This window comes from Shewanella xiamenensis, from assembly GCF_024971755.1.
In the GTDB taxonomy this organism is placed as follows: Bacteria; Pseudomonadota; Gammaproteobacteria; order Enterobacterales; family Shewanellaceae; genus Shewanella; species Shewanella xiamenensis.
Window position 1 is genome coordinate 506,096 of record NZ_CP079718.1, and the last position, 23,790, is coordinate 529,885.

17 protein-coding genes and 1 pseudogene are annotated in these 23,790 nt (G+C 47.5%); 9 read left to right on the forward strand and 9 right to left on the reverse strand.

Annotated elements, in window-relative coordinates:
* The first annotated feature begins 150 nt into the window (after window positions 1-150).
* From KXJ80_RS03330 to KXJ80_RS03340, 3 genes are all read left to right on the forward strand, one after another.
* Window positions 151-1,563, forward strand: a complete 1,413-nt coding sequence (locus tag KXJ80_RS03330; protein WP_218737819.1) for an amidohydrolase — start codon at window positions 151-153, stop codon at window positions 1,561-1,563.
* A 136-nt stretch (window positions 1,564-1,699) separates the two neighbouring features.
* Entirely contained in the window at window positions 1,700-3,031 is a 1,332-nt protein-coding gene (locus KXJ80_RS03335; protein WP_218737820.1) for a M16 family metallopeptidase, read from the forward strand.
* 11 nt (window positions 3,032-3,042) lie between these two features.
* Window positions 3,043-4,506: a M16 family metallopeptidase gene (locus KXJ80_RS03340; RefSeq protein WP_375164134.1), complete on the forward strand. Its 1,464-nt coding sequence runs from the start codon at window positions 3,043-3,045 to the stop codon at window positions 4,504-4,506.
* 109 nt (window positions 4,507-4,615) lie between these two features.
* On the opposite strand, the gene KXJ80_RS03345 is transcribed toward KXJ80_RS03340, so the two are convergent.
* Window positions 4,616-6,643 carry a S9 family peptidase gene (locus KXJ80_RS03345; RefSeq protein WP_218737822.1) on the reverse strand — a complete coding sequence of 676 codons (2,028 nt, stop codon included), beginning with the start codon at window positions 6,641-6,643 and terminating at the stop codon, window positions 4,616-4,618.
* 244 nt (window positions 6,644-6,887) lie between these two features.
* Between KXJ80_RS03345 and KXJ80_RS03350 the strand changes: the two genes are divergently transcribed.
* Complete coding sequence (locus tag KXJ80_RS03350) at window positions 6,888-7,442, forward strand: hypothetical protein (RefSeq protein ID WP_218737823.1); 555 nt, start codon at window positions 6,888-6,890, stop codon at window positions 7,440-7,442.
* A 638-nt stretch (window positions 7,443-8,080) separates the two neighbouring features.
* On the opposite strand, the gene KXJ80_RS03355 is transcribed toward KXJ80_RS03350, so the two are convergent.
* Both KXJ80_RS03355 and trmL read right to left on the reverse strand, forming a co-directional pair.
* Entirely contained in the window at window positions 8,081-8,398 is a 318-nt protein-coding gene (locus tag KXJ80_RS03355; protein WP_218678592.1) for a hypothetical protein, read from the reverse strand.
* Window positions 8,399-9,003: 605 nt separating this feature from the next.
* Entirely contained in the window at window positions 9,004-9,468 is a 465-nt protein-coding gene (gene trmL / locus KXJ80_RS03360) for a tRNA (uridine(34)/cytosine(34)/5-carboxymethylaminomethyluridine(34)-2'-O)-methyltransferase TrmL (RefSeq protein ID WP_069454004.1), read from the reverse strand.
* A gap of 197 nt (window positions 9,469-9,665) precedes the next feature.
* On the opposite strand from trmL, the pseudogene KXJ80_RS03365 reads away from it, so the two are divergent.
* Both KXJ80_RS03365 and KXJ80_RS03370 read left to right on the forward strand, forming a co-directional pair.
* Window positions 9,666-10,520, forward strand: a pseudogene (locus KXJ80_RS03365) (DMT family transporter).
* Entirely contained in the window at window positions 10,521-11,456 is a 936-nt protein-coding gene (locus KXJ80_RS03370) for a LysR family transcriptional regulator (protein WP_037429208.1), read from the forward strand.
* On the opposite strand, the gene KXJ80_RS03375 is transcribed toward KXJ80_RS03370, so the two are convergent.
* Entirely contained in the window at window positions 11,449-12,321 is an 873-nt protein-coding gene (locus KXJ80_RS03375) for a patatin-like phospholipase family protein (RefSeq protein ID WP_218737825.1), read from the reverse strand. The two genes, KXJ80_RS03370 and KXJ80_RS03375, sit on opposite strands and share 8 nt — an antisense overlap.
* 80 nt (window positions 12,322-12,401) lie before the next feature.
* The gene (locus KXJ80_RS03380; protein WP_218737826.1) at window positions 12,402-13,364 is read right to left on the reverse strand and encodes a LysR family transcriptional regulator; all 963 of its coding nucleotides are present in this window, start codon (window positions 13,362-13,364) and stop codon (window positions 12,402-12,404) included.
* A 122-nt stretch (window positions 13,365-13,486) separates the two neighbouring features.
* Here KXJ80_RS03380 and KXJ80_RS03385 point away from each other — a divergent pair, with 122 nt between their 5' ends.
* Window positions 13,487-15,478, forward strand: coding sequence for a ligand-gated channel protein (locus KXJ80_RS03385; protein ID WP_218737827.1), 1,992 nt, complete (start codon window positions 13,487-13,489; stop codon window positions 15,476-15,478).
* Window positions 15,479-15,535: 57 nt separating this feature from the next.
* Here KXJ80_RS03385 and KXJ80_RS03390 read toward each other — a convergent pair whose 3' ends face one another.
* The 3 genes from KXJ80_RS03390 to KXJ80_RS03400 all read right to left on the reverse strand — a co-directional run bounded on the left by KXJ80_RS03390 (window position 15,536) and on the right by KXJ80_RS03400 (window position 18,196).
* Complete coding sequence (locus KXJ80_RS03390) at window positions 15,536-16,477, reverse strand: DUF4424 domain-containing protein (RefSeq protein WP_218737828.1); 942 nt, start codon at window positions 16,475-16,477, stop codon at window positions 15,536-15,538.
* Between the two features lie 30 nt (window positions 16,478-16,507).
* Window positions 16,508-16,741: a hypothetical protein gene (locus tag KXJ80_RS03395; RefSeq protein WP_037423496.1), complete on the reverse strand. Its 234-nt coding sequence runs from the start codon at window positions 16,739-16,741 to the stop codon at window positions 16,508-16,510.
* Window positions 16,742-16,858: 117 nt separating this feature from the next.
* Complete coding sequence (locus KXJ80_RS03400) at window positions 16,859-18,196, reverse strand: coproporphyrinogen III oxidase family protein (protein WP_037423493.1); 1,338 nt, start codon at window positions 18,194-18,196, stop codon at window positions 16,859-16,861.
* 386 nt (window positions 18,197-18,582) lie between these two features.
* On the opposite strand from KXJ80_RS03400, the gene KXJ80_RS03405 reads away from it, so the two are divergent.
* Together KXJ80_RS03405 and KXJ80_RS03410 are read left to right on the forward strand one after the other, a co-directional pair.
* Window positions 18,583-19,518, forward strand: a complete 936-nt coding sequence (locus tag KXJ80_RS03405) for a bile acid:sodium symporter family protein (RefSeq protein ID WP_218737829.1) — start codon at window positions 18,583-18,585, stop codon at window positions 19,516-19,518.
* A 258-nt stretch (window positions 19,519-19,776) separates the two neighbouring features.
* Window positions 19,777-21,747, forward strand: a complete 1,971-nt coding sequence (locus KXJ80_RS03410) for a hypothetical protein (RefSeq protein WP_218737830.1) — start codon at window positions 19,777-19,779, stop codon at window positions 21,745-21,747.
* Window positions 21,748-21,925: 178 nt separating this feature from the next.
* Here the strand turns inward: KXJ80_RS03410 and KXJ80_RS03415 are convergent, their stop codons facing one another.
* Window positions 21,926-23,509 carry a methyl-accepting chemotaxis protein gene (locus KXJ80_RS03415; RefSeq protein WP_218737831.1) on the reverse strand — a complete coding sequence of 528 codons (1,584 nt, stop codon included), beginning with the start codon at window positions 23,507-23,509 and terminating at the stop codon, window positions 21,926-21,928.
* Window positions 23,510-23,790 lie beyond the last annotated feature (281 nt).

A 23,790-nucleotide genomic window follows, 5' to 3' on the forward strand; every position in this document is an offset into this window, starting at 1 on the left:
ATGCGTCCAAGTATGGATTGTCATCGGCCATAAATGATGTGTTTATCCCACATTAATTCTTCGTTACAAGCCTTGCTATTAAAACTATTAACAATTCTGTGATGTCCGTGTAGTTTAGATAGCTTATAAAAACAACAATAGGTTATCGCTATGACTGTATCCTCGGTATCGCGCGCTTTATCAACATCTTCTGTAGCTACATCATTTACACCTTATGTGAGTTCATTCGGTGTGAGTCCATCTAAACTGACCAAGAGCTTACTGGCTTCCATCGTCACTTTGAGTTTAATGGGTGTAGGCTTAAGTTCTGCCTATGCGGCGCAGCCCGATGCGGCTAAGTTGGCGGCGAGTGTGGAGCAAAAGGTGCTCGACTGGCGCCGTGATTTGCACCAGCATCCTGAGTTATCTAACCGCGAGTTTCGCACCAGCAAGATTATCGAAAAGCATCTGAAATCCCTCGGATTAGAAGTACAAACGGGCATCGCCCATACAGGCGTTGTTGCTATCTTGAAAGGCGGAAAGTTAAAGGGCGGTAAACCCGGTCCCTTGATTGCGATTCGCGCTGATATGGATGCTTTGCCCGTGACCGAAGTCGTCGATGTGCCCTTTGCCTCTAAAGCGACGGATACCTATCGCGGTCAAACCGTTGGGGTGATGCATGCCTGCGGTCACGATACCCATGTGGCTATGTTGATGGGCGTGGCCGAGAATTTAGTGAAAGTGAAGGATAGCCTTGCCGGCGATGTGATGTTTATCTTCCAGCCTGCTGAAGAAGGTGCGCCAGATGGCGAAGAGGGCGGCGCGGAATTAATGCTCAAACAAGGGCTATTTGCCAAGCGTAAACCCGACCAAGTGTTTGGCATGCATGTGACCTCGAGTATGCCAAGCGGCATGATTGGGGTGCGTAGTGGCCCTGCTATGGCGAGTGAAGATTCCTTTACGATCAAAGTGAAAGGTCGCCAAACCCATGGCTCGCGTCCGTGGAATGGTGTCGACCCTATTGTGGCCGCGGCGCAAATTATTACCAATGTGCAAACTATTGTCAGTCGTCAGGTGGATATTACCAAAGCGCCTGCCGTGGTGAGTTTTGGCGCGGTAAATGGTGGCATTCGCTCGAATATTATTCCTGATGAAGTCGAGTTGATTGGCACCATCCGCACCTTTGACCAGCCTATGCGTGCCGATATTAAGGTGCGCTTGGCCGAAATCGCCGAGTTATCGGCAAAAACCTTAGGCGCCACCGCGACAACCGAAATCCATCAAGGTTATCCCGTAGTGGTGAACAATCCCGAATTGGTCGCCAGTATGCGCCCCGCGCTTGCCAGCGTGGTCGGCGATAAGATGCTGATTGAGCCAGGATTAATCACAGGTGCCGAGGACTTTTCCTTCTATGCCTTAGAGTCTCCTGGGATGTTTTTCTTCCTCGGGGTGACACCAAAGGGCACAGATCCTGAAAAGGCGGCCAGTAACCATTCGCCCGCATTTTATGTGGATGAAAGCGCGTTAAAAGTTGGTGTTGAGGCCATGACTAAGGTTGCCCTTACGGCACTGAAGGCACAATAAACCGCTTAAGCCTTATTCCGTCAGCTTTTCGGTATAACTTGAGCTTACAAAAAATTGGGCGGGAAGATCTTTTCGCCCTTGATTTGTTAATCAATATGCCCTCTTATGTGAATTTTTACAGCAAGGAGCGAACAAGATGAAGCGCACGCTATCGGCGCTGGTATTGGCGATGGGACTTTTTAATCCCCTAAGCCAAGCACAGGCCACCACGGCAGAAGATATTAAGAGTTTCACGCTAGATAACGGCATGAAAATCATGGTGCTAGAGGACTCTTCTATTCCCAATGCCAACATGTATCTATTTTGGAAAGTCGGTTCCCGTAACGAAGTCCCGGGGATTACCGGTATTTCACACTTTTTCGAACATATGATGTTTAACGGCTCGAAAAAATACGGCCCTAAGATGTTCGACCGTACCATGGAAGCTGCGGGCGGGGCTAACAATGCCTATACCACAGAGGATATGACGGTTTACACCGACTGGTTCCCAGCCAATGCGCTGGAAACCATGTTCGACCTTGAGGCTGACCGTATCGCCAACTTAGATATCAATCCCGCTATGGTGGAAAGCGAGCGCGGCGTGGTGCAGTCGGAGCGTTCGACTGGGCTTGAAAACTCTAACTGGAATACCCTCGAAGGCGAAGTTAAAGGCGTGGCCTTTTTAGCGCATCCCTATTCTTGGTCAGTGATTGGTCATGAATCGGATATCGCCGCTTGGACCTTGGAAGATTTAGTGCAATACCATAAGACCTATTACGCGCCAAACAATGCGGTCGTGGTGATTGCGGGTGATGTGAAGCTTGCCCAAGTTAAAGCCTTGGCCGACAAGTACTTTGCGCCTATTCCTGCGCAAACACCGCCAAAGGCCGTGCGTACCGTGGAGCCTGAGCAAAAGGGTGAGCGCCGTACTTTCGTTCAAAAAGCTTCGGTCAGTACGCCTAATGTGATGCTGGCTTACCATATTCCGGCAGCGACTCACGCAGATTTTTATGCGCTGGATTTATTAAGTTCGATTTTAAGCCAAGGCAATAGCTCGCGTTTATATCAAGCGTTGGTGGATAAACAAGTGGCCTTAGAAGCGCAAACCTATATGCCGATGTCGGTCGATCCCAATCTCTTTTACGTCATGGGTGTAGCTACGCCAGAGATGAAAGCATCGACGCTAGAGCGGGCGCTGATTGAACAAATCGATGCCATTGCGACCAATGGCGTTAGCCAGCAAGAGCTAGATAAAGTTAAAAATATCAAGTTGATGGATTTTTACCGCGCGATGGAAACCATTAATGGTAAGGCCAACACTATCGGCACCTATGAAATGTATTTTGGCAGTTACGACAAGTTATTTAATGCGCCAGAGGCCTATAACAAGGTAACGCCTGCGGATATCCAACGTGTTGCCCAAACCTATTTACGCAAATCGAATCGCACGGTCGCGGTATTGGCGGCAAACGAGGAGAACTCTCAATGAAATCGATGGCAATGAAACTCTCCTTTGTAAAATCATCCTTTGTCAAATCATCTTGGCAACCGACGAAGTTAGTGGTCGCATTGGCCCTAGGCACTAGCTTAGCCTTATCCGGCTGCGCCTCCACCACTGCATCCAAACGCGTCGATACCGGCAGCTTTGCCATGCCAAGTTACGACAAGTTAGTGCTAGATAACGGCCTTACCGTGTATTTAATGCCACAGCGCGAAGTGCCGTTGATCACCCTAAACGCGGTCGTGCGTGCAGGGGCGGTAAACGACACCACAGCAGGTATCGCCCAAATGACCGCCCAAGGTTTACTCCTTGGCGCGGCGGGTAAATCCAAGGCCGAGATTGAGCAACAAGTGGATTTTCTCGGCGCTAGCTTAGGGGCCGAAGCCGATAAAGAAGGTAGCTATCTGGCCGCCGATTTTATGGCGAAAGATACCGATGTGATGCTTGGCCTATTCAGCGCCGCGCTATTAAGCCCAGACTTTGATTCAGCAGAATTCGACAAGCTTAAGCAGCGCGCCATTGCGGGTTTACAGCAGGATAAAGAAAGCCCGCGCGCCGTGATTGGTCGTTACTTCGACAAACTGGTGTTCGGTGCTCATCCTTACGGTAATGCCTCATCGGGTAATCGTGAGTCACTTGAGCAAGTCACAGTGTCGCAGCTGCGCGCCTTCCATAAAAGCTACTATCAACCCGCCAATACCGCATTAACAGTGGTGGGGGATTTTGATGTGGCGGCGATGAAGGCCAAGCTAACTCAGACTTTTGGCCAGTGGAAAGGCAGCGAAAAACTCGTTCAGCCCGACTTAAACCAAGGTTTACCTAAGTTAACTCAGGCCAAAGTGCTGCTGGTGGATAAGCCAGATGCGATGGAAACCACCTTTGTTATTGGTGGTTTAGGCATTAGCCGTGATAACCCAGACTATGTGGGGCTAACGGTCGTGAACACTATTTTAGGTGGTCGCTTTACCTCTTGGCTGAACGATGAGCTGCGAGTGAATGCGGGGCTAACCTATGGTGCTCGCTCTGGTTTTAGTCCTTATACCGATGCAGGTGTGTTTACCATTAGCACCTTCACTAAGACGGAAACCACTCAAGAAGCAATTGATTTAGCCCTGAAAACCTATGCTCGCTTATGGGAGAAAGGCGTCGACCAAGCGACTCTTGATTCGGCTAAGGCTTATGTTAAAGGTCAGTTCCCGCCTAAGTTTGAAACCTCGGGCCAATTGGCAGGACTCTTATCTGGCATGTATCTGTACGGCTTCGATGATAAGTTTATCAACGAGTTCCAAGCTAAAGTGGACGGTTTAACCTTAGAAGAGACCCAAAGGTTAGTGAAAACTTACTTCCCGCAAAAGGACTTACAGTTTGTGCTGATCGGCAACGCCAGCAAGATTGCGCCTATCGCGGCCAAGTATGGCCAAGTGCAAACCGTTGATATTAATGCGGTGGGTTTTGGTCAATAACCACTGGCGTTAGTCTATTTCGCCCAATAAAAAGGTCTGCATAGTGCAGACCTTTTGTTTTTCTGTTCTAGGTTCTAGGTTCTAGGTTCTAGGTTCTAGATTCTAGATGTTATTGCGCACCGGGCTTGGCGTAGTGAGCCATCCAATCTTTCACTTGGTTATACCAATAGATGGAGTTGTTGGGCTTCATAATCCAATGGTTTTCATCGGGGAAATAAATCATCCGCGATTCAACATTACGGGTTTGCAGGGTACGGAACAGCTCAAAACCTTGGCCGACAGGCACGCGGTAATCGAGTTGCCCATGGCTGACTAAGGTTGGAGTGTTAAAGTTGGCGGCAAAGTAATGGGGCGAAATGGCTTTATACAGCTCAGGATTATCCCAGTAGTTACCAAAGCGGGTGCTGTGGACGGCAAAGTCCGCCGACATTTGTGAATACATGTCGTATACCGCGGCGTGGATTAGCAGCGCCTTGAAGGGATGCGGCTGGCCTAAAATAATCGAGGTTAAGTAGCCACCATAGCTGGCACCACCGGCAACCATACGATCGCTATCGATCCAACTTTGTTGCTTAAACCAGTCTGCGGCTTTGAGCACGTCTTCGAGGGATTTGTTTTTCCAATCTGGGTTAATGGCATCGGCAAACTCTTGTCCGAAACCGCTAGAGCCATGGAAGTTTGGCCACGCGGTAACATAACCCCAAGAGGCAAAGGTTTGCGCATTCCAGCGGTAGTGGAAACCATCGCTAATGGCGTTGTGCGGACCGCCGTGGATTAACATAAACAGCGGATACTTTTTGCTGCGGTCGAACCCGGGAGGATAGTGCACCCACATTTGAATGTCTTGGCCTTGGTAACCTTTGTAGGTGACCGACTCATAGCTGCCTAAATCGACATCCTTTAAAATATCGTCGTTAAACTGTTCTAAACGCTCGGTTTTACTATTGCGAGGATTGATGCTGACTAAACGCGCGGGATACAAGAAGCTTTGATTGGTCGCAATCAACTGGCCATCTTTAGCGATAGCAGGCTGGCTAAAGTCGGTAGCTTGGGTGATGGCCTTGGCCTTACCGCTCTTGGCATCGATATGGTAAATACGGTTAGTGGCGGCATCATCAATGCTGGCATAAAAGCCCTTGCTGTCGGGTGTCCAGTTGAAGTCAGACACTGAGCGATCCCAATCCGCGGTGAGCGTGGTGAGTTTGCGACTGCTTACATCCAGCAGCATTAGCCTTGCGGTATCGGCATAAAATCCTGGGATTTTTTGGCGCGTAAAGGCCAGGGTTTTGCCGTTAGGACTAAAGGATGGATTGAGATCCGGCGCGGGGTTTTCTGGAGTGATGTTTTCAGCCTTGTTGCCGCCGATGGTGGCGAGGAACAAATCTAACTTAGGATCAACCCGATTATCAGAACCATAGGCGCTAAAGGCGATTAAGCGTTCATCGGGGGAAATATCATAACTTGAACTGCTTTGGCTTGAGCGTGGCAGTTCATGGCCTAAAGGCTGAGTCACGGCTTCAACCGCGCCGCCTGTGGCAGGGATCCTAAATACATGGGCCTGACGGCGCTCATCTAACCAATGATCGAACTGCGAATAGGGCAGTGCATTCCACTGGCGGGCGGAGACTTTATTATCTTTATCTGTCTTGAGCTGGGCTTTCATTTGCTCCCAATTCTGTTCAGGAAAGATATTGCTAATAAAATACAAATGCTTGCCAACCCACTTGATGCCATTGACGCCGGTGGGGATATCCGTGAGTTTGCTGGCTTCACCTGGGCCATCCATAGGTAACAGGTAAATTTGGCCCGCGTCATCATCGTTACGTTCGCTGATAAAAGCCAAGGTTTTACCATCTGGCGAAAACACCGGCTCGCTGACTTTTAAGCCTTTGGCGGTAATCGCACGGTTATTTTTACCTTCACCGTCGAAGCGCCACAGTTGGGTTGAACCCTTGTCTTCCTTAAGGTCGTACTCAGTCACAGGCGCAATAATATGCTCGCCCGTGGATGACACCACTGGGCTACCTATGCGTTTGAGTTGCCAAAGTAATTCGACTGAGAGTGGTTTGCTTGCTTCTGCAAATGCCGTGCTGAAAGGCATGAGTAAGCTAAGCAGTAAAATGCCTGCCTTCTTCACTAGATGTCTCCTTATCATTCAGAGTGTTATCGTTATTTTTCCCGTAAAACATCACAGTATAGAAACTGAGCATGAAATCAAACTGAGTCTATCGGTGGCAAGAGTGACTTTTATGTAAGTAACTGTAACCACTGAGGACATTTTGATGGCAAGGTATGTTGGGTATGGCGCAAAGTGTTATGGCGTATTTGTGGCTAAGGTGTTTTAACGCTAATGTATTGGAAGATTGAAATAGGACTCGAATATGGCGTTAATCATCCCGCAAAAACTGGGCAAGCTATTGATCAAAAATGTATTGATGCTCGCCTTGGGCTGCTTGGCTATCTTTCCTGCACAAGCCGCTAAGATCAGTTTTAAAGCCTTTTGCCCGCAAATGGTGGGGCAGTGGCAGGGCAATGCTGCTAAGGCAAGTGACACCCCTAGACAAGTGACGGTCAATGGCTTCTGCTCCCATGATCAGCGGCAGTTGATCCTCTCCGTGAGTGTTGGGACGCACGCTCCCTACAGTGAGACTTGGTGGTTTCGGGAGCAAGGCGAGCAAGTGCTGTTAACCTACTACGACGGTGTCTCGCAGGAGAAGCAGCAACTCTTTAGTTTATATCAACAAAATGGTGATTATTCCCTGCTGGGCGAGGGAGTCGTGAATGCGCGCGCCGCCTTAATCCAACTGTTATTCGAAGCTAAATCGCCCCAAGGCGCATGGCAGTGGACGCAAAATATCCAATATTTAGACGATGATATCGACCGCTATCAGCTCTTTCGTGGGATAGAAATGACGCCTGTAGCACCATTGAATTAAGCCGACTTATTCATACTCGACAATACGCAACTCACTTTTGGACAAAAGCGTGTCAGGTCATCGGTTGTATCAGGTGAATTTCGGATAAAAATTTCTATGGATTAACGATTAAGCTAAGGGGCGGGCTTTAGCCCGTCCCAGCGAACGAAGTGAGCGATTTGAGCGCATTGTTAGCTGCGATGCGAGCGCGATTGCTAAGCGCATGGGCCGTACTCAACAGTTATAAGAAAATTGCGCATGAACTCTGAGAAGCTTTCAGGGGCTGATGGATAGAACGTAGCAGCGACTGACTGTGAAGCCAAGAAGAGGACCAAGTAAATTATTGGAAATAAAAGCTTGGAGCTTAAGGTGTTTAGCACTTGGTTCTTGAGCGTGATGGAGCCAACAACAAATATCAACGCAGAAATCCAGTAAGCCTGGATGTGCCAGTAGTAACCGCCGCATGAATATAGACCAAAGAAAATACCGCCTAATGCTGCCAGTGCGAGCGTGAATAAAACTAGGATATTTGTAGGGCGAGTGATTTTTATAGGCATAGTTGCTAACGCTTTGCCAAAGGGCAAATGCGAACGTTGTTGGGCGGAGCCCAGTGAGTATTTGTCCCAGCCGCGCTTTTTGCGGCGAATTTAGGCAACTTGCTATATGACACATTTACCCCAGTCATCTAGCACTTCTTGAAAACCTTCTGCTACATCATTGGCATTAATATCAAAACAAGAAAATCCATACCCCAAAGCTACAATCTCGCCTCTTACTTCTTTAATAGTATTTGCATTTTTGACGATTAGCATGCCTTTACGTGCACCATAACCTTCAATTAGGGCATCAATGACGTATTTCTCGCCATTAACGCTTAAATGAAAAGGTGCAATGATAGTAAGTTGGTAACGTTCAGTTAACAGTTTAATCGACAAGCCAAGTCTCCCTGTGGCATATAACATTTTATTAGTGCGCATGCGCGTTTTCCAAACCTATTAACTAATTTTGGGAAAGTTTATGCGAATGATTTTTAAGGGTTTTATAAATTTTAGGCTGGATAAACGCGCAAACTAATGAGTGTAAAAACACTCAAAAGCATCTAAATTTAAATACGACTGTATACCCATACATTGTTAGTCGATTTCTGGTAAGGCCAAACATAGCCAAATAGATAAGAATTTGTATGGCAGCAGATGTGGGAATTTTCGTTTGAGCTAATGAGCCTAAACACACAAAGGGGCAATACCTTTTTAGCAGAAAGAACAGCGAAAGGGTTAGTGAAGATTGGCATTGTTGCACCAGTGACCGTTGGCGGCATGGCCGCTCTTTCACATCCATGTGAACGCGGCATTTACACTTCCATGTGTTGTAGATGCCGCCGTCGAGCCAATAGGGACAACTCTGTTAAATAAAACAGCGGCGTGTCACAGGGGAAACAATGACAATTCATCCAACATACCTGACGGCAAAATTACTGGTTTCAGGCCGAATTGAGTTAAAACAATTTTTCGGTGTGAATGGCTGAATGATTGGAAAATTGGCTGGTTAAGTCCAGCCTAATCCAAATCAGTATTCCTAGGTATTAAATTGCGCCTTCAAACCCGAGCTGACGCCAGGCTTCGTAGCTAATAATCGCTACTGCATTGGAGAGGTTGAGGCTGCGACTGGTAGCTGCCATCGGAATGCGTAATCGCTGCTCGGTCGGGATCGACTCGATAATCGACATAGGTAGACCACGGGTCTCAGGGCCAAATAACAACACGTCATCCTTGGCAAAACTGAGTTCAGTGTGAGGGCGGCTGCCCTTAGTGGTACAGGCCATAATGCGTTTGCCTGCCATGGATTCGAGGAAGGCATCGAAGTTTTTATGGCGAGTCACATTGGTTAAATCGGCATAGTCTAGGCCCGCGCGGCGCAGTTTTTTCTCTTCAAAATCAAATCCAAGTGGCTCAATTAGATGAAGTTGGCTGCCGTTGTTTGCGCAAAGGCGAATGATATTACCCGTGTTGGGTGCGATTTCTGGCTCATAGAGTGCGATATGGAACATGCTTGCCCGCCTATAAAAAATGACGCCCGATTATACGGCAAACAAGCCTTAAGCGCAGCTCTGCGTGCGCATATCTACAGCGGTATAAACGCGAGTTCCTTTTTCTTTTCTCCCTATTAACCTTATATCAGTACTTGCCTGTTTTATTCTCTCAAAGTAATATATCTCAATATCAAGATACTTTTCAAGAAGTCATTATGCCGTTTGTGATTGCGTTACTCGCCCCAGTGTTTTGGGGGACTACCTATGCACTGGTGAGTCTTTACTTACAGGATATGTCGCCCTACTGGGTGGCGGTTTGGCGCGCGCTGCCTGCGGGCATATTGCTGCTGATGCTGCGACCACGTTTGCCGACGCTGGCGTGGTCTAAATTAAGCTTGCTGGCGTTTTGTAATATTGGCGCCTTCTTTGCACTGCTGTTTATTGGCGCCTATCGGCTACCGGGTGCCGTTGCGGGCACGCTGGGTGCGACTTTGCCATTAATCTTTTTGATCCTCGCTTGGCTGATCGATAAAAAACGTCCGGGGATGAAGTGGTTACTGCTCGGTTTGATGGGCCTCGCAGGAGTAATTTTATTGCTTAATCCCTCGGCGGATCTCGACCCGATTGGTGTCCTGTGTATGTTGAGTGCGACGACTCTAATTGCCTTTTCTTCCCGTTGGATGCAGCGCTGGGATGTGGGCGATTTTTTAGTGCTGACCGCTTGGTAATTACTCTTGGGGGGATTGATGTTGATCCCACTAGCGTGGTTTATGGCGGGACCGCCACAGATCCCGAGTATGGATGTGGTTCCCTCGTTAATCTGGTTGGTTACCGCCAATACCGCAGTGGCTTATTGGGCTTGGCTCTGGTCAATGCGAAATTTAGGGCCAGAAATCATGGGGATGGTGGCTTTAGTCAATCCAGTGGTTGCCGTATCATTAGGCGTATTGATTGTGGGTGAAGCCTTAGATATGCGCCAGTGGGCAGGGATTTTAGTGATTTTACTGTCGCTACTGCTGATGAAGTTGCCGCAAAACTTGAGGTGGAATCCCTTAAAAGCGAGGGGTTAGATGCTAAAACACTTAGACTTAAACTTACTGCCCGTACTGGAAATTCTCCTCGAGGAGCAGAGTGTCACGGCCGCAGCGGCGCGGCTGCATTTGAGTCAGTCGGCGGTGAGCAAGCAATTGACTCGCCTGCGTGAAGTGTTTGATGACCCCTTATTCGAGCGCACCGCCTACGGCCTCAAGCCGACGCCCAAGGCGCTGTCGCTGGCGCCCGACTTGCGCCAATGTTTACAGCAATTAGCGCAATTTACTCGGCCAGACAGTTTTGAGCCCGCCCTAAGCCAACGTCAGTTTCGGATGCATCTGGTCGAGACGACCTATTCGCTGACTTTCCCACACTTTATGCCTTCGCTTTTAGCGCAGGCGCCCGGTGTGAGCATTAATTGTCAAACCTGGCGGCTGGATACCATGGACAGATTGCTGCGTTGCGATATCGACTTGGCTATTGGCTGCCGCGAATGGGATGAACGTTCGCCCATGCATGTAAACCATATTCCGGACGATATCCATTATGTTGAATTGGTTCAGGATTACATAGTGTGTCTGATGCGCAGTGACCATCCTGCACTATCGCAGGAATGGAATCTCGATACCTTTTTAAGCTATCGCCAATTACAGGTCGCCTTTGGTGGCTTGGAATATTGGTTGTTAGACGATGTGCTGCAAATCCAAGGGCGTAAACGAGATATTGCGGTCAATATGACCGACTTCCAGAGTGCGCTTGCCCTGTGTGAGCAAAGCGATTTGATTCTCTGCGCTCCTTCCCGTTATGCCTTAGCGGTGATGAAGTCGTTTGATCTTAAGTATTTACCCTCGCCGATTAAACTGATCCCCGGTGCGTATTTGCTGATGTGGCATAAGCATTTCGAACACGATCTCAGCCATAAATGGTTGCGGGAGCTGATTATTAACAAAGTCAGCGCCTCGCTCACTAACTGATATCTGCCCCTGTGTTTAGCCAAGCTTGCAGTTTGGGCAAAATCGCCTGACCATCCGCAAGTCCTTGATGATATACGGCGGTCACTTTATCGATATTGCGGTCAAGTCGTGAGAGATTAAGTGGTGCAGCAGGGCGGATCACAAAGGTATGGCCGCTGGCAACACTCTGGGTAAGTTCCTCGAGGGAGTGGTTATAACGTTGGTGGCGTACTTTGAGCGCAGCGGCCACTGCTGGATATGTTTGATAACGCTTGCGAGCTAACCAATTGAACTTCATCGGCGATTTTCGATAGTTTGCGTCCTGAGTCAGGATCACCACCTGCCGCTTATAGCCCTCTTCCTGCGCCTTCGCTACCGGAATGGGCGCGGCGATACCGCCATCGAGGTAGGTTTGGTGGTTTATCCGATAGGGATTGGCCATAAAAGGCAGGCTAGAGGAGGCGATCAGCACGTCGAGCAATTTATCGTGCTCCTGAAAATCGGCCATGCCAAAGTAATCGGTTTGTCCTGTCTGGCAGTTAAACGCCCCGACTTTAAACTCGGTTCCGCTGCCTAAAAAGGTTTTAAAATCAAAAGGCAGTAACTCATAGGCCATGCGCTTATAGGTAAAGTCGGTGTTGACATAATTGCCCGTGGTCAACCAGTGGTGTAGCCCCATGTAGCGCTTATCCCGCAGATATTGCTGCTGAATTTGTAAATTGCGGCCAAATTGGCGTGAAACATAAGAAGCGGGATAAATCGCCCCCGCCGATACACCTATCACATAGGGGAAGTGCAATTGTTGCTGCAAAAAGGCATCTAACACGCCGGCGGTATAAATTGCCCTCAGGCCGCCGCCCTCTAACACTAAGGCCACATCTTGCATTGCGTTATTACTACTTAATCGAATGGATAAAACAGCATACTCTAACTCACCTGATAAATGAAACGCATGCCTACGAGTGCTTAGGTGGGGATGGCTAATCTCGGCGTGCGCACGCAGGCGCTGGACTGAGTCAGTGACGCTGGGCTTGGGCTAAAATCCATCTGGCTAAAATAATGGCTGAGCGCAGTGATGGCTTCTTTCACTTTGGCGGGCTGTTTATCCCGCGCCGAGGTCACGCTGTAAACGCTGTAGGTGCGTAGCGACCAGTCGGGCAAAAGTGTCACCAATTGGCCAGATGCAAGGTATTGATGGACTTCGGGTTCTGGTAATACGGCATAGCCTAATCCATCGAGGGTGAGTTGGATAAGCGTCTGCATATTATTGACGTTGATGCGCTGGGCTGGGAGTTCGACTCGCTCTTGAGTCTGTGAATGGGTTAAGAACTCGGGTTTAGCATAGCTATGACTAATACGGTTGAACCCTTGTAAGTCGTGAGGATGTTGTAGGCTCTGATGCTGGGGAATATAGCTGGGGGCGACACACAGTAACATACGCCAATCTGCCAAGGGGCGAGCAATAAGGTTCGAATCCGACAGAGGGCCGATGCAAATTGCCAGATCGATTCCTTCATTAACTATATCAATTGGGCCGTCCTGCAATTGCAGATTGAGACTGATCTGCGGGTGAGCCGCCAATAAATGTGCTAATGGCTGGCTGAGTAAACCACCACCAAAACCGACTGGGGCAGCGATTTTAAGCTCCCCCGAAGGCGTGCCCTTTAATGCATGCAGCTGTTGTTCGGCGCTTTCTACTATTTTTATGATTTTAATGCAGTTTTCATAGAATAACGTGCCCGCCTCTGTGAGTGTGAGGTGGCGGGTATTACGGTGAAACAGACTAATTCCCATATCCATTTCAAGCTTGGCGACTTGTTGGCTCACCGCCGATGAACTCAGATTAAGCTGTGTTGCCGCAGCGCTCATCGAGCCTTTTTCCGCGATGGCGGCAAACACGATCATGCCCTTGACCATATTTCTATTCATTCTTAAGCAACTCTTACAAGTGATTACTCAAAGTCTAACTTGAGCCGATTGTAACATAGGGATACATTGCCGTATTGAAAATTATTATCATTTAGGAAGCCGTTAAGGGAGATTCGTTGGTTATGTTGTTACGTCGTAAAAAGATCCTCGCACAGCTAGTATCAACCGCATTATTGCTACCAGCCACTCAGGCTTTGGCGGATACCGCACCCGATCAAGACAAGATGATGGAAAGAATTGTCGTCACCGCATCGGGGTTTGAGCAGCAAGTACGTGACGCGCCCGCTTCTATCAGCGTCATCACCCGAGAGGATCTTGATACACGTTTTTACCGTGACTTAACCGACGCCATGTTAGAAGTCCCCGGCGTGGTGGTGACTGGCGGTGCCGACCGTCGGGACATTAGTCTACGGGGCATGGGCAGCCAGTACACGTTGATCCTCGTCGATGGTAAACGCCAGTCTTCCCGCGAGACCCGCACCAACAGTGATGGTCCTGGTGTTGAAGGCGCTTGGACGCCGCCGCTCGCCGCAATTGATAGGATTGAAATTGTCCGTGGCCCCATGTCATCGCTTTATGGCTCTGACGCCATTGGTGGGGTGATCAACATTATCACCCGTAAAGTGCCCAATGAGTGGCAGGGGGAATTGCGCCTCGATAGCACCTTGCAGGAGAAGTCAGCCTCGGGCAATGTGTATCAGGGCAACTTTTTTGTGAACGGTGGCTTGATTAAAGATTTGCTTGGCGTGCAGTTATACGGCCAATATACCCAGCGTGAAGAAGATAATATCTACGGTGGTTACCGAGGCCGTGATGCGGATAATCTCACCGCCAGATTTGCCCTCACGCCGAATCAAGACCATGACATTATGTTAGAAGTGGGCGTAGCCAACCAAGAGTTGGATAGCACCTTAGGGAAAACCGTTGCGCCATTAGCGCCGGGGGCCAGTTGTGGCCGCAGTGGTTGCCCTGCATCGTCGACAACCGAGTATCAAAACAGCACGATTTCGCTATCTCACACCGGACGTTGGGACTTTGGCACATCGGATACTTATATCAAGCACGAAGTGTACGATAACAAGTCCCGCAAGATGAAAATCAAGAATACCGATGCTCAAACCAGTGTGATCGCCACCTTAGGTGAAAGCCATACGGCAACCTTTGGTGCTGCTTTCAATTATCAAGATCTCACCGATGAAACTGGCAATCAGGTCAGTGACTTAACCGATATTAGTCGCCGTCAATGGTCGGTATTCTCAGAAGATGAATGGCGTATTGTCGATAATTTTGCCTTAACCTTGGGCCTGCGTTTAGACGATGATGAAAACTTTGGTGACCACCTTAGTCCACGGATTTATGGTGTTTGGGGGCTGACCGAGCACACTACCTTAAAAGGCGGTGTGTCGACGGGCTTTCGGGCGCCGAGCCTAAGGCAAACCGTGCCAGATTGGGGGCAGGTGAGCCGAGGCGGCAATATGTATGGTAATCCGGATTTGCAACCCGAAACCTCTGTGAACTATGAGTTAGGCATTTACACGGATTTGACCGACTCCATCACCACCAGTGCTGGCGTGTTTTATAACGAGTTTGAGGACAAGATCACCCGTGTCGCTTGCCCTGCAACTCAATGTACTGACGGGCCAAACCAGTTTGGTTCCGATCCGACGACCTATGTGAATATCGATGAGGCGGTCACCCAAGGGGTTGAGCTGAGTATCGACTATAAAGTCCTGAGTAACTTAGCCCTAACGGGTAACTACACTTATACCGATTCGGAGCAAAAAACGGGCACTTACAAAGGGAGTCCATTGAACCAGCTACCTAAACATCTGGTGCAATTATCGGTTAACTATGAGCCGATCGATAAGTTAAGCACTTGGCTGCGGGTTAACTATCGTGGTGAAGAGAGCCAGCCAACCACAGGGCCTTCCTCAAGCAGTTTGATTGCGCCGTCCTATACGCTGTTAGATTTGGGTGCGAACTATCGCGTTAACGACAGCATTAAGTTCAGCGCGGGCATCTATAACGCCTTCGATAAAGAGATTACTCAAGATGAGTACGGCTATATTGAAGATGGTCGCCGTTACTGGTTAGGTATGACCTATAGTTTTTAACCGCGCTTAAAATTAGTCGCTTAATACAAAAAGCCAGCTTTTAGCTGGCTTTTTCGATTATTCAAAATCCGGTGTACGGATAAATAGGATGCTGAGATCCTGCGTTGGCGTGAATTGTTTTTGCTGAAACTCAAAGGTGAGTGGATCGGTTTTTTTAAGTTCACCATCAAAACACAAACTGACGAGATCAGTCGGTTCGGATTTTTTCAGCGTCAGTTTAAAGTCCTTAATCGCTCCTTGCCAGTTATTGGCCGTGACCAAAATATAGCTAAGGTGGCTCCATTCCACGCCATATTCAACATCTTCACCGTCTTGTTTAACGACGAGATTACGCTTCCGAATACCTTGCTTAGCGCTTTCATCTAAACAGGCAAGTTCAGTGTAAGTATCGATAATACTATTGGCAGTATCGGGGATGCCCGTTGAGAGGCTCGGCGTATAACTGTGGCTGATGGAGACAGATTGGCCCGCGGGAAAGGTTTGTTCCCACACAAAGTAATCGCTTAGGGTAAAGGCGATTTGTTGCTCCTCATCCAACCATTCCTTGGGGAGCGCAGGTTTGCCCTTGGGGACTTCGCCATATTCGGCAAAATAGGCGACTTCCTCTACACCCCAGCCGAGTTTTTTAAGCTCGGCAGAAATATCCGTCTTATCGGCAAGTTGGGCGACGAGCCTGTGCTCGGTTGGCTGGGTTTTGCCATTCACTTTTAGGGTGAAGTTATCGATGCTGCTGTGATCGGCGGAGCCAAAAAACATCGGCGGCATAGGGAAGGCGATGGGGACGATAAGATCCTGCGAACTGGTGTTGGTAAACACATAATCGACCCTGATTTCGGCCTCGCTGATAAAGAGTGACTCTTTGTCCATACTGATATGCGGCTGATATTTAAGGGTGATTGAACCATTGGCATCACCAAAACTGCTGTCGTTGGCAAAAACCGATGTGCTAAATAACAACGCGGTTAGAGTGCAAGCTAAGATGCGTAAATAAGATGGCATAAATATCTCAACGAATTGGAAATCAAAAGATTATTGATGGCGTGCAAGTTCGATGGCTGCGGCAATAGCATTGCGTGCTTGCGGGCTGTTTTTCCAGCAAGTGGTGCGTAACATGCTAGCGACGAGGTTGGCGATATCCTCGACCTCATGCTCGGCCAACTGCGCAAGTGAGCTAATACCGATTTCTTCAAAGCGTTTAATGACAGTCGGGCCAACGCCCTTAACGGCGAGTAGTGCTTGTTTTTCTTGATCAGTAAAACCCATAACGAATACTCCTTTATTACTGGGTTGGTCACGAATGCGAATAAACCGAGGCAAGAGTAGCGCGAAATCACCTTAACAAAAAGGCCCATAAAGGGCCTTTAGTGGTTTTACTCTTGCTTACATATCGCAGGGTTTGAGCGGTTTACGCAATTGCGCGCGCACGTTATCCATGCCAGCGTAGAACTCTTTCATCATTAACAGGCCCATCATCTTTCCGTTATCTGTGATGATCAGATTATCGGGATCGGTGGGGTCGTTCTTGATGGCGCCAATCAGCTTCATCGAGGTCATTTCCTTAAACAGGGCTGTGTCTAAGTTAACGCCAAAGGTTTCGCGGAAATATTTGCGCGACAGGCGACCGGAGAACATCCCCAGCAGGAATCGATATTGCATCACATCTTTTTTGTTGTAGTTCTTCTGTTGCTCGACACCCATCTTACCAGCGGCGATCCGCTCTTGGTATTTACGTAGCGAGAAGGTGTTGACGTATAAAGTGTCATTCAAAAAGCTAAAGGAGCCTGAACCAACCCCTAAATACTCATCGTAGTCGATAACATATTCGTCGAAGCCTTCGTCATTCGCCTTACCAAATGCCCATGCAGACAACTGATTATATTGACCATTTAAACTGTTTAAGATCTGGCGATATTGGTTGGCCATATCTGCCTGTGGCGCGGCCAGTTTACCTTTAACACTCTTACGCGTTTGGTGCGTGATCATCAGCGGATAGGTGGTGATCTGTCTCGGGTCGAGGCGCGAGGCCATATCTAAGTCGTGCTGGATCACTTCATCGGTTTGGCCGCGGAAGCCAAAAATCAGGTCGACGTTGATAATGGGGAACAGCTCTTTAGCCGCCATAATCTTGTCGAAGGTTTGTTGACCTGTGCCGAATTTTTCGAGGCGGTCGGTCATTTTTAAAATGTCATCGTTAAAGCTTTGTACGCCGATGGACATACGATCCACTAAGCCCTTGAGTTGCTTAAAGCCTGGGCTGTCTAAATGCTGTGGATCCGACTCGCAAGACACTTCTTTAATGCTTGGGAATAAGGTCTTGGCATGCTCAATCGTACGGGCGAGTTCGTCTTCTAATACTGTGGTGGTACCGCCGCCAATGTACATAGATTCAAAGTCATAGCCTAAGGCTTTGACCATCTCCATCTCTTTACGTAGGGAGATAAAGTAAGCGCGCGCCTTGTCTTCCTTAAACATAAAACGATGGAAGGTGCAGTAAGAACACAAGGTATGGCAGAAGGGCACATGGGCATAAAGCATGTACTTTTTGCCTTCGACTGGAGCGGGCATGATGTCGGCGGAGAGCGTATCAAGGCGAAGATTCTTATCGACATAATACTGCATGACTCGTTCCATCGAGCTGAGCATCCAGTTAGGGACGGTAATATTCGCTTGATAAGGCGTTGCGATCGCGCCGCTGAGCGTTTGAATAACTGAAGACATAACGATTCCTATCTGAGAGTGCTAACCGTAAACACCAAAATTGCTTTAGGTAATTCACGACCACCTAGCGCAATTAGACTACCTCGTATGGAGTAAATAAAACGTGAACTGGTTATAAGTTACGGTTTCCTAACAAGGAAATCACGGGCTTTTTGTTAAGCAGATCATGTTTTAGTAAACATAGATGCATATTTACTGAGGTTTTTGGCTCTTTGTTATTGAATTTGAGCGATTAACTTAAGAGCTCAATCGAAAGGCTGAAATGATTAAAAGTTGAGGTTCTTACTTGTGGACGCTTTGGCTTGTGCTGAGGGAGTCAGGCTGTCATTATCCCAGCGGACATTGCTTAATTTCCTCAAATCGCCTGAAATCTTGGAGGATTCCCATTGGTTAATATCAACCGCTTTTTTCCGCTATTTGCCTTACTCGGGGCGGGTACGGCGTATTTGATGCCAGCTTGGTTTAGCGGATTGAAAACCAGCATAGTGCCGTTGCTGGTGGTGATTATGTTATCCATGGGATTGACCTTAGATTTGCAGGATTTTGCCAATGCATTTAAGCAGAAACGCGCCGTTATCACAGGTTTAATCTTGCAATTTACCCTAATGCCCTTAAGTGCCTTAGCTATTAGTTTGCTGTTAGGGCTCAATCGGGAATTGACCATAGGCATGGTGCTGGTGGGGAGCGTGGCGGGCGGCACGGCATCGAACGTGATCTGCTATTTGGCCAAGGGCGATGTCGCCTTATCTATCACTATGACGGCGCTATCGACCTTAGCGGGTGTGGTGCTCACACCATTGATTATTGAGCTATTAATCGGCGAGATGGTCGCCATTCCTTTAATGGATATGCTAGTCAGCCTCGTTAAAATCGTGCTTATCCCTGTGACTGTGGGTGTGGTATTGAATCATTTCTTTAAACCGCGGGTGGCTAAACTTGCCCCCGCATTGCCCATTATTTCTATTGTGGCGATAGTGCTGGCCATCAGCATTATTGTGGCCTTAAATGCGGGGCAATTTGCGCAGGTGGGGCCTGTGATTTTACTCGCGGTGTTTCTACATAATGGCTTAGGACTCGCCTTGGGTTATACCTGTTGCCGCTTGCTCGGTTTTAACCATACAGTGTGTAAAACCATTTCGATTGAGGTGGGGCTGCAAAACTCTGGTCTCGCGACCGCTCTGTGTATCAAGTTTTTTAGCCCAGTCTCCGCCGTCCCCAGCGCGATTTTCTCAATTTGGCATAATCTCTCAGGCGCCATGCTGGCAGGATATTGGGCGAGTTTAGAGCAAGATCCGGATGGTGTGAAAACCACCACCAAATAGTAAGAAACGATAGCAGCTTTTTAATAAGCTGAAGTAACGTATATCTTAATATCGTAAATGAAATATATGAGTGTTTTATGGATAAGTGAGTATGTGGTCACTCGCTCATAAATGTGCATCACTTAATTAGCATCAACTTATGCCCAGCCGATTAACTTGTTGTTAAATTATAGATACTTGTTGTTAACTTTAATTAATTCGGTAAAGTAGCTGGCAAATTAAAAATATGATCTGTTTTTGCTAGTTTAGGGAACGAATATGACCGCAAAAGGAATCTGTGTATTACTTGGCAGTTCACTAGTCTTATCTGCTTGTGGCGGGGGAAGTGGCGACTCTACAACGCCAACATCACCGACCAATCCTCCTCAGACAACAACTTTTAAAGTTACTGATTACCCGACGGAAGTTGCTGTCACTTCGCTATCGTTAGCGGAGAGTGTTTTGCAAGTTGGTTTTTTTGCTAATGACATCTTACGCAATTTTGATATCGAGGCTAATGGAGCTGAAAAGTCGTGCTCTAATGGCGGTTTAGCGACGATTGAGTTGATTGATAAGGATGACTCAAAAGGCATTTCTGTCGGCGATAGTCTTAATATGTCCTATCGTGATTGTTACATTCAAGCACTCGACAGCACAGTGAATGGCGAAGGTTCATTAACGCTATCTGAATATCAACAGGGCACTAAGGTAAAGGGGTCGATTGATATTTCTAATCTGCAGGTTAATGGAGATGATAACTTCAATTTGGTTGGTCAAATGTTGTTCGAAAATAACATTTCACCGCTGCAAAGACAGTTGAACATTCAAAGCAAAAGCACTGTTAAATTAGTTGTAAATAGTAATTCGGAGTTAAGTTTTACTAATCTCTCTTTAACGAGAGTGGAAAACTTTTCCGATGCAACTTATGCGATTAGTGGTAAAGGCCAGATTTCGGTCGCACAATTTAATAATGGCTTTGGTTTTGAGTTTACTAAACCATTGAAAGGACATTTTAACGAATTTCCCCATGAAGGCTCGATTGTCGCCAGTACATCAGCTCAGGACTCAGTTCAAATGACGAGTAACTTCGTTACTGACTCTAAAATGCTCAGTGTGAATACTACTAAAGAAGCTTACATGGTTTATTGGAGTCAAATTGTTGAGGGAAGTTTGTGGCATCTTGAAGGTGGAAAATCTAACTCATCATTTGAGTTTCGCTCTGACAACTTTAACTATGTAGGCATGATTGAAGACCAGGATTTACAAGCATTTCCTGTGTCCGGCGGGACGATTCGATTACTCATGTCACGCCCTATCAAAGACCAAGTTTACGAAAGTTCTTTTGATGAGGATTCATGGCCATACCGAAAAGTTGCAGCCAAAATTAGCGTGAATGGTGCGATATTAAACATCACGCCAGAGACAGATTTAAAGGCAAATACGGTATATCGCTTTAATGGTGTTTTGCTTGAAAGCAAATTTGGTGCAGTGGCGAATACCATGTGGTCTGAACGTTTTAAAACCAGCGATGCAATCATTATCGATGTAGCTGCAAGTAGCTATTTATATAAAGCCAACGACACGCCAAAGCTCGATGCCTCACAAACCGTTATGAATAAAGGTAGTGCACTGACATTTAAGTGGGTAGATGTGAATAATGTCGGCATTGTTTTTTCAAATCCGACTAGTGCTAAGACAGGTTTTACCGTTCCAAATGAAGTGACATCTGATGTCGCGATAAAGTTAGAAGTGTCCAATGGACAGGGATACCAAATATTCCGAACTTTAACGATTCACTATTATGCTGGCAGTGATACATTCATGCACTATGTGAGTCCGCAAGGTGACTACATTGGTGGTGGGAAAACAGTGATTATGGATTCGAGCAGTGCAGTGTTCACGCCAACGAATTACGACAACAGCTTAAATGCAATCACCTTATCTATTGACGGAAATACTTGGTGGAGCTTTGATATTGCTGCACCCGCTGGCGAAAACCTGCAAGTGAAGAAATATATCAATGCTACTCGTTATCCGTTTCAAGGCCCCTTGACGGCAGGTTTGTCATTTACGGGTGATGGCCGTGGCTGCAATCAAAGTATCGGGGATTTTGAGGTGCTTGAGTTGAGCTATAATGCTGATAAATCGGTTAAATCTCTAGCAGTTAACTTTAATCAGCGTTGTGAAAATACCATGCCGCCTTTAAATGGTGTGATTCGTTATCACTCTTCGGTGGGAATTAACCACTAATCGATTATGAAGGCACCTTAGGGTGCCTTTATTTTTTTGATGTATCTAATGGCTCATTATGAATGAAGTGTATGAGTGCTGAGATTGTGATGTTGTCGCCAATAGTTGTTCGCCCTTAATCAAAAATGGCCTAACATCTTGCGGTATTAGGCCATTGTAACGACTTAGCTGACTCGAATTAGAGTCTAAAATGCGAGACTACGCCAGTTAGCTGTTCTTTAGTGGCGGCCAAAGAGGTCGCGCTATTGAGGGTTGCTTTACCGCTTTGATTTAACTCTTCAACCATTTCGCGAATGGTATTCAAGTTACGATTAATCTCTTCACTTACTGCGCTTTGTTCTTCGGCGGCGGTGGCGATTTGATTACTCAATCCATTGATATCAAATACATAGGTCGTTAAGGTTTCAAGGCTTTCAGTGACCAGCGTGGTGGTGTCCGCTGCGTCTTGGCAACTCTGTTTGGTCTCATCCATTGCGCTAACGGCTGAGTTGGCCCCATTGCTTAGTCGCTCTAACATCTGATTGATCTCAGCTGTGCTCGCTTGGGTGCGGGCGGCGAGGGCGCGTACTTCGTCGGCGACGACGGCGAAACCACGGCCCTGTTCACCGGCGCGGGCGGCTTCGATGGCGGCATTAAGTGCGAGTAAGTTGGTTTGATCGGCGATATCTCCAATTACATCTAAGATGGTGGCGATATGGCGGGTGTTTTCATTCATTTCCGCTATGTTGTGTGCTGCTACATCAACTTTGCCGACCAGCGCGATAACCGTCTTTGCCGCTTGCTCGACAGCCTTTTTCGACTTATCAGCCTGTTCATTTGCCTGTTGGGTAAAGCGTGCGGCGGAGGCTGCATCACCGGCAACATTATGGGCTGTTGCACTCATTTCGGTCATGGCCGTAACCACTTGGTCGGTTTCTATCGCGTGGGTTTGCAATGCATGGCTATTGGCATTGGACTGCACATTCAACTGCCTAATTTGATCCGACATATGTTCAGAGGCCTGGGCAATGTCGGAAATCATATGGCGCAAGTGGTCAATCACTCGGTCGAGATCGGCGCCAAGCGAACAGAGTTCGTTTTGACCGCTGATTTGAGTCTTCTGGGTGAGATCGCCATCGGCAAGGTGTTCTACAACACGCTTGATTTGATTAACGATATTGACCAAACGTCTGCTCATAAACAGGGCGCTTAGTAAGGACGCGACTATGGCGATTAGGATTAAACCAAGGAGCAGTGCCTCGGTGGCATTGACTTTGTCTTCGGCCTGTTTGCCAAGTTCATGGTTGCGTTGGGTGATCAATTTAACTAACTGATTGATCTCATTGCTAACCTTGGGCCCAAGTGCGCCGCGTTCTGGCGTGAGTTCAGGTTCGGTACCCGTTTGTTTAGCGTAGGCTAACTCCTGCTGATAGAGACGCACATATTGCTCGATTTGCGGCAGTAGTGTGCGGATCGTTCTAGCATCTTGCCCCATAAAATCGGTGTTAAATCCTGCGAGTTGCTCGACAAGCTGCTCCACATTGCGTTGCTGCAAGCTGATGGCGTCGCTGTTATGGACTAATGTGGCTAAGCGTAACTCGAAGAAAGCTTCACGCACATTGGTGAAGGTTTCGGCGAGTTGGGTGTTGTTAACTAGCCTGCTGCTGGTGTTATTGAGTTCAGCAAAGCCCCTATAGGAGGAAATGCCGATAATGATCAATAAAATACTCGCAAACACTGAAGGCAGCGCCGTCAATGTGCTGGTTTTTGCATTGTTAAACATGGTGGCCTACTGGGGTATTAATCAAGATGGGGTGTAATTAAATTACACATTGAGACTATTTTAACGCTTGGATTTAGGCTGCTGCAAGGCGATATTTTGAGCGTTTTAGCTATAGTGGTATGTTTTAAAAGGGATTGTTTTTACCGTGTTAATTGGGAATGGTGCAGTGGTTGCCAGATGTTATGTAAGTAAAAATCAAAATATTCTCAGTTGATTGATTTTCATGGTGAAAATAAAGTGATGTAGCAGTCACTCTACAGCCTATTAACAGTGCAAAAAGC

What these genes read in the sequence shown, in the direction of transcription:
- KXJ80_RS03330 (WP_218737819.1), top strand. Translation starts at nt 151, where the DNA reads ATGACTGTATCCTCGGTATCGCGCGCTTTATCAACATCTTCTGTAGCT.
- KXJ80_RS03335 (WP_218737820.1), top strand. Translation starts at nt 1,700, where the DNA reads ATGAAGCGCACGCTATCGGCGCTGGTATTGGCGATGGGACTTTTTAAT.
- KXJ80_RS03340 (WP_375164134.1), top strand. Translation starts at nt 3,043, where the DNA reads ATGAAACTCTCCTTTGTAAAATCATCCTTTGTCAAATCATCTTGGCAA.
- KXJ80_RS03350 (WP_218737823.1), top strand. Translation starts at nt 6,888, where the DNA reads ATGGCGTTAATCATCCCGCAAAAACTGGGCAAGCTATTGATCAAAAAT.
- KXJ80_RS03355 (WP_218678592.1), bottom strand. Translation starts at nt 8,398, where the DNA reads ATGCGCACTAATAAAATGTTATATGCCACAGGGAGACTTGGCTTGTCG.
- trmL (WP_069454004.1), bottom strand. Translation starts at nt 9,468, where the DNA reads ATGTTCCATATCGCACTCTATGAGCCAGAAATCGCACCCAACACGGGT.
- KXJ80_RS03370 (WP_037429208.1), top strand. Translation starts at nt 10,521, where the DNA reads ATGCTAAAACACTTAGACTTAAACTTACTGCCCGTACTGGAAATTCTC.
- KXJ80_RS03375 (WP_218737825.1), bottom strand. Translation starts at nt 12,321, where the DNA reads ATGCAAGATGTGGCCTTAGTGTTAGAGGGCGGCGGCCTGAGGGCAATT.
- KXJ80_RS03380 (WP_218737826.1), bottom strand. Translation starts at nt 13,364, where the DNA reads ATGAATAGAAATATGGTCAAGGGCATGATCGTGTTTGCCGCCATCGCG.
- KXJ80_RS03385 (WP_218737827.1), top strand. Translation starts at nt 13,487, where the DNA reads ATGTTGTTACGTCGTAAAAAGATCCTCGCACAGCTAGTATCAACCGCA.
- KXJ80_RS03390 (WP_218737828.1), bottom strand. Translation starts at nt 16,477, where the DNA reads ATGCCATCTTATTTACGCATCTTAGCTTGCACTCTAACCGCGTTGTTA.
- KXJ80_RS03395 (WP_037423496.1), bottom strand. Translation starts at nt 16,741, where the DNA reads ATGGGTTTTACTGATCAAGAAAAACAAGCACTACTCGCCGTTAAGGGC.
- KXJ80_RS03400 (WP_037423493.1), bottom strand. Translation starts at nt 18,196, where the DNA reads ATGTCTTCAGTTATTCAAACGCTCAGCGGCGCGATCGCAACGCCTTAT.
- KXJ80_RS03410 (WP_218737830.1), top strand. Translation starts at nt 19,777, where the DNA reads ATGACCGCAAAAGGAATCTGTGTATTACTTGGCAGTTCACTAGTCTTA.
- KXJ80_RS03415 (WP_218737831.1), bottom strand. Translation starts at nt 23,509, where the DNA reads ATGTTTAACAATGCAAAAACCAGCACATTGACGGCGCTGCCTTCAGTG.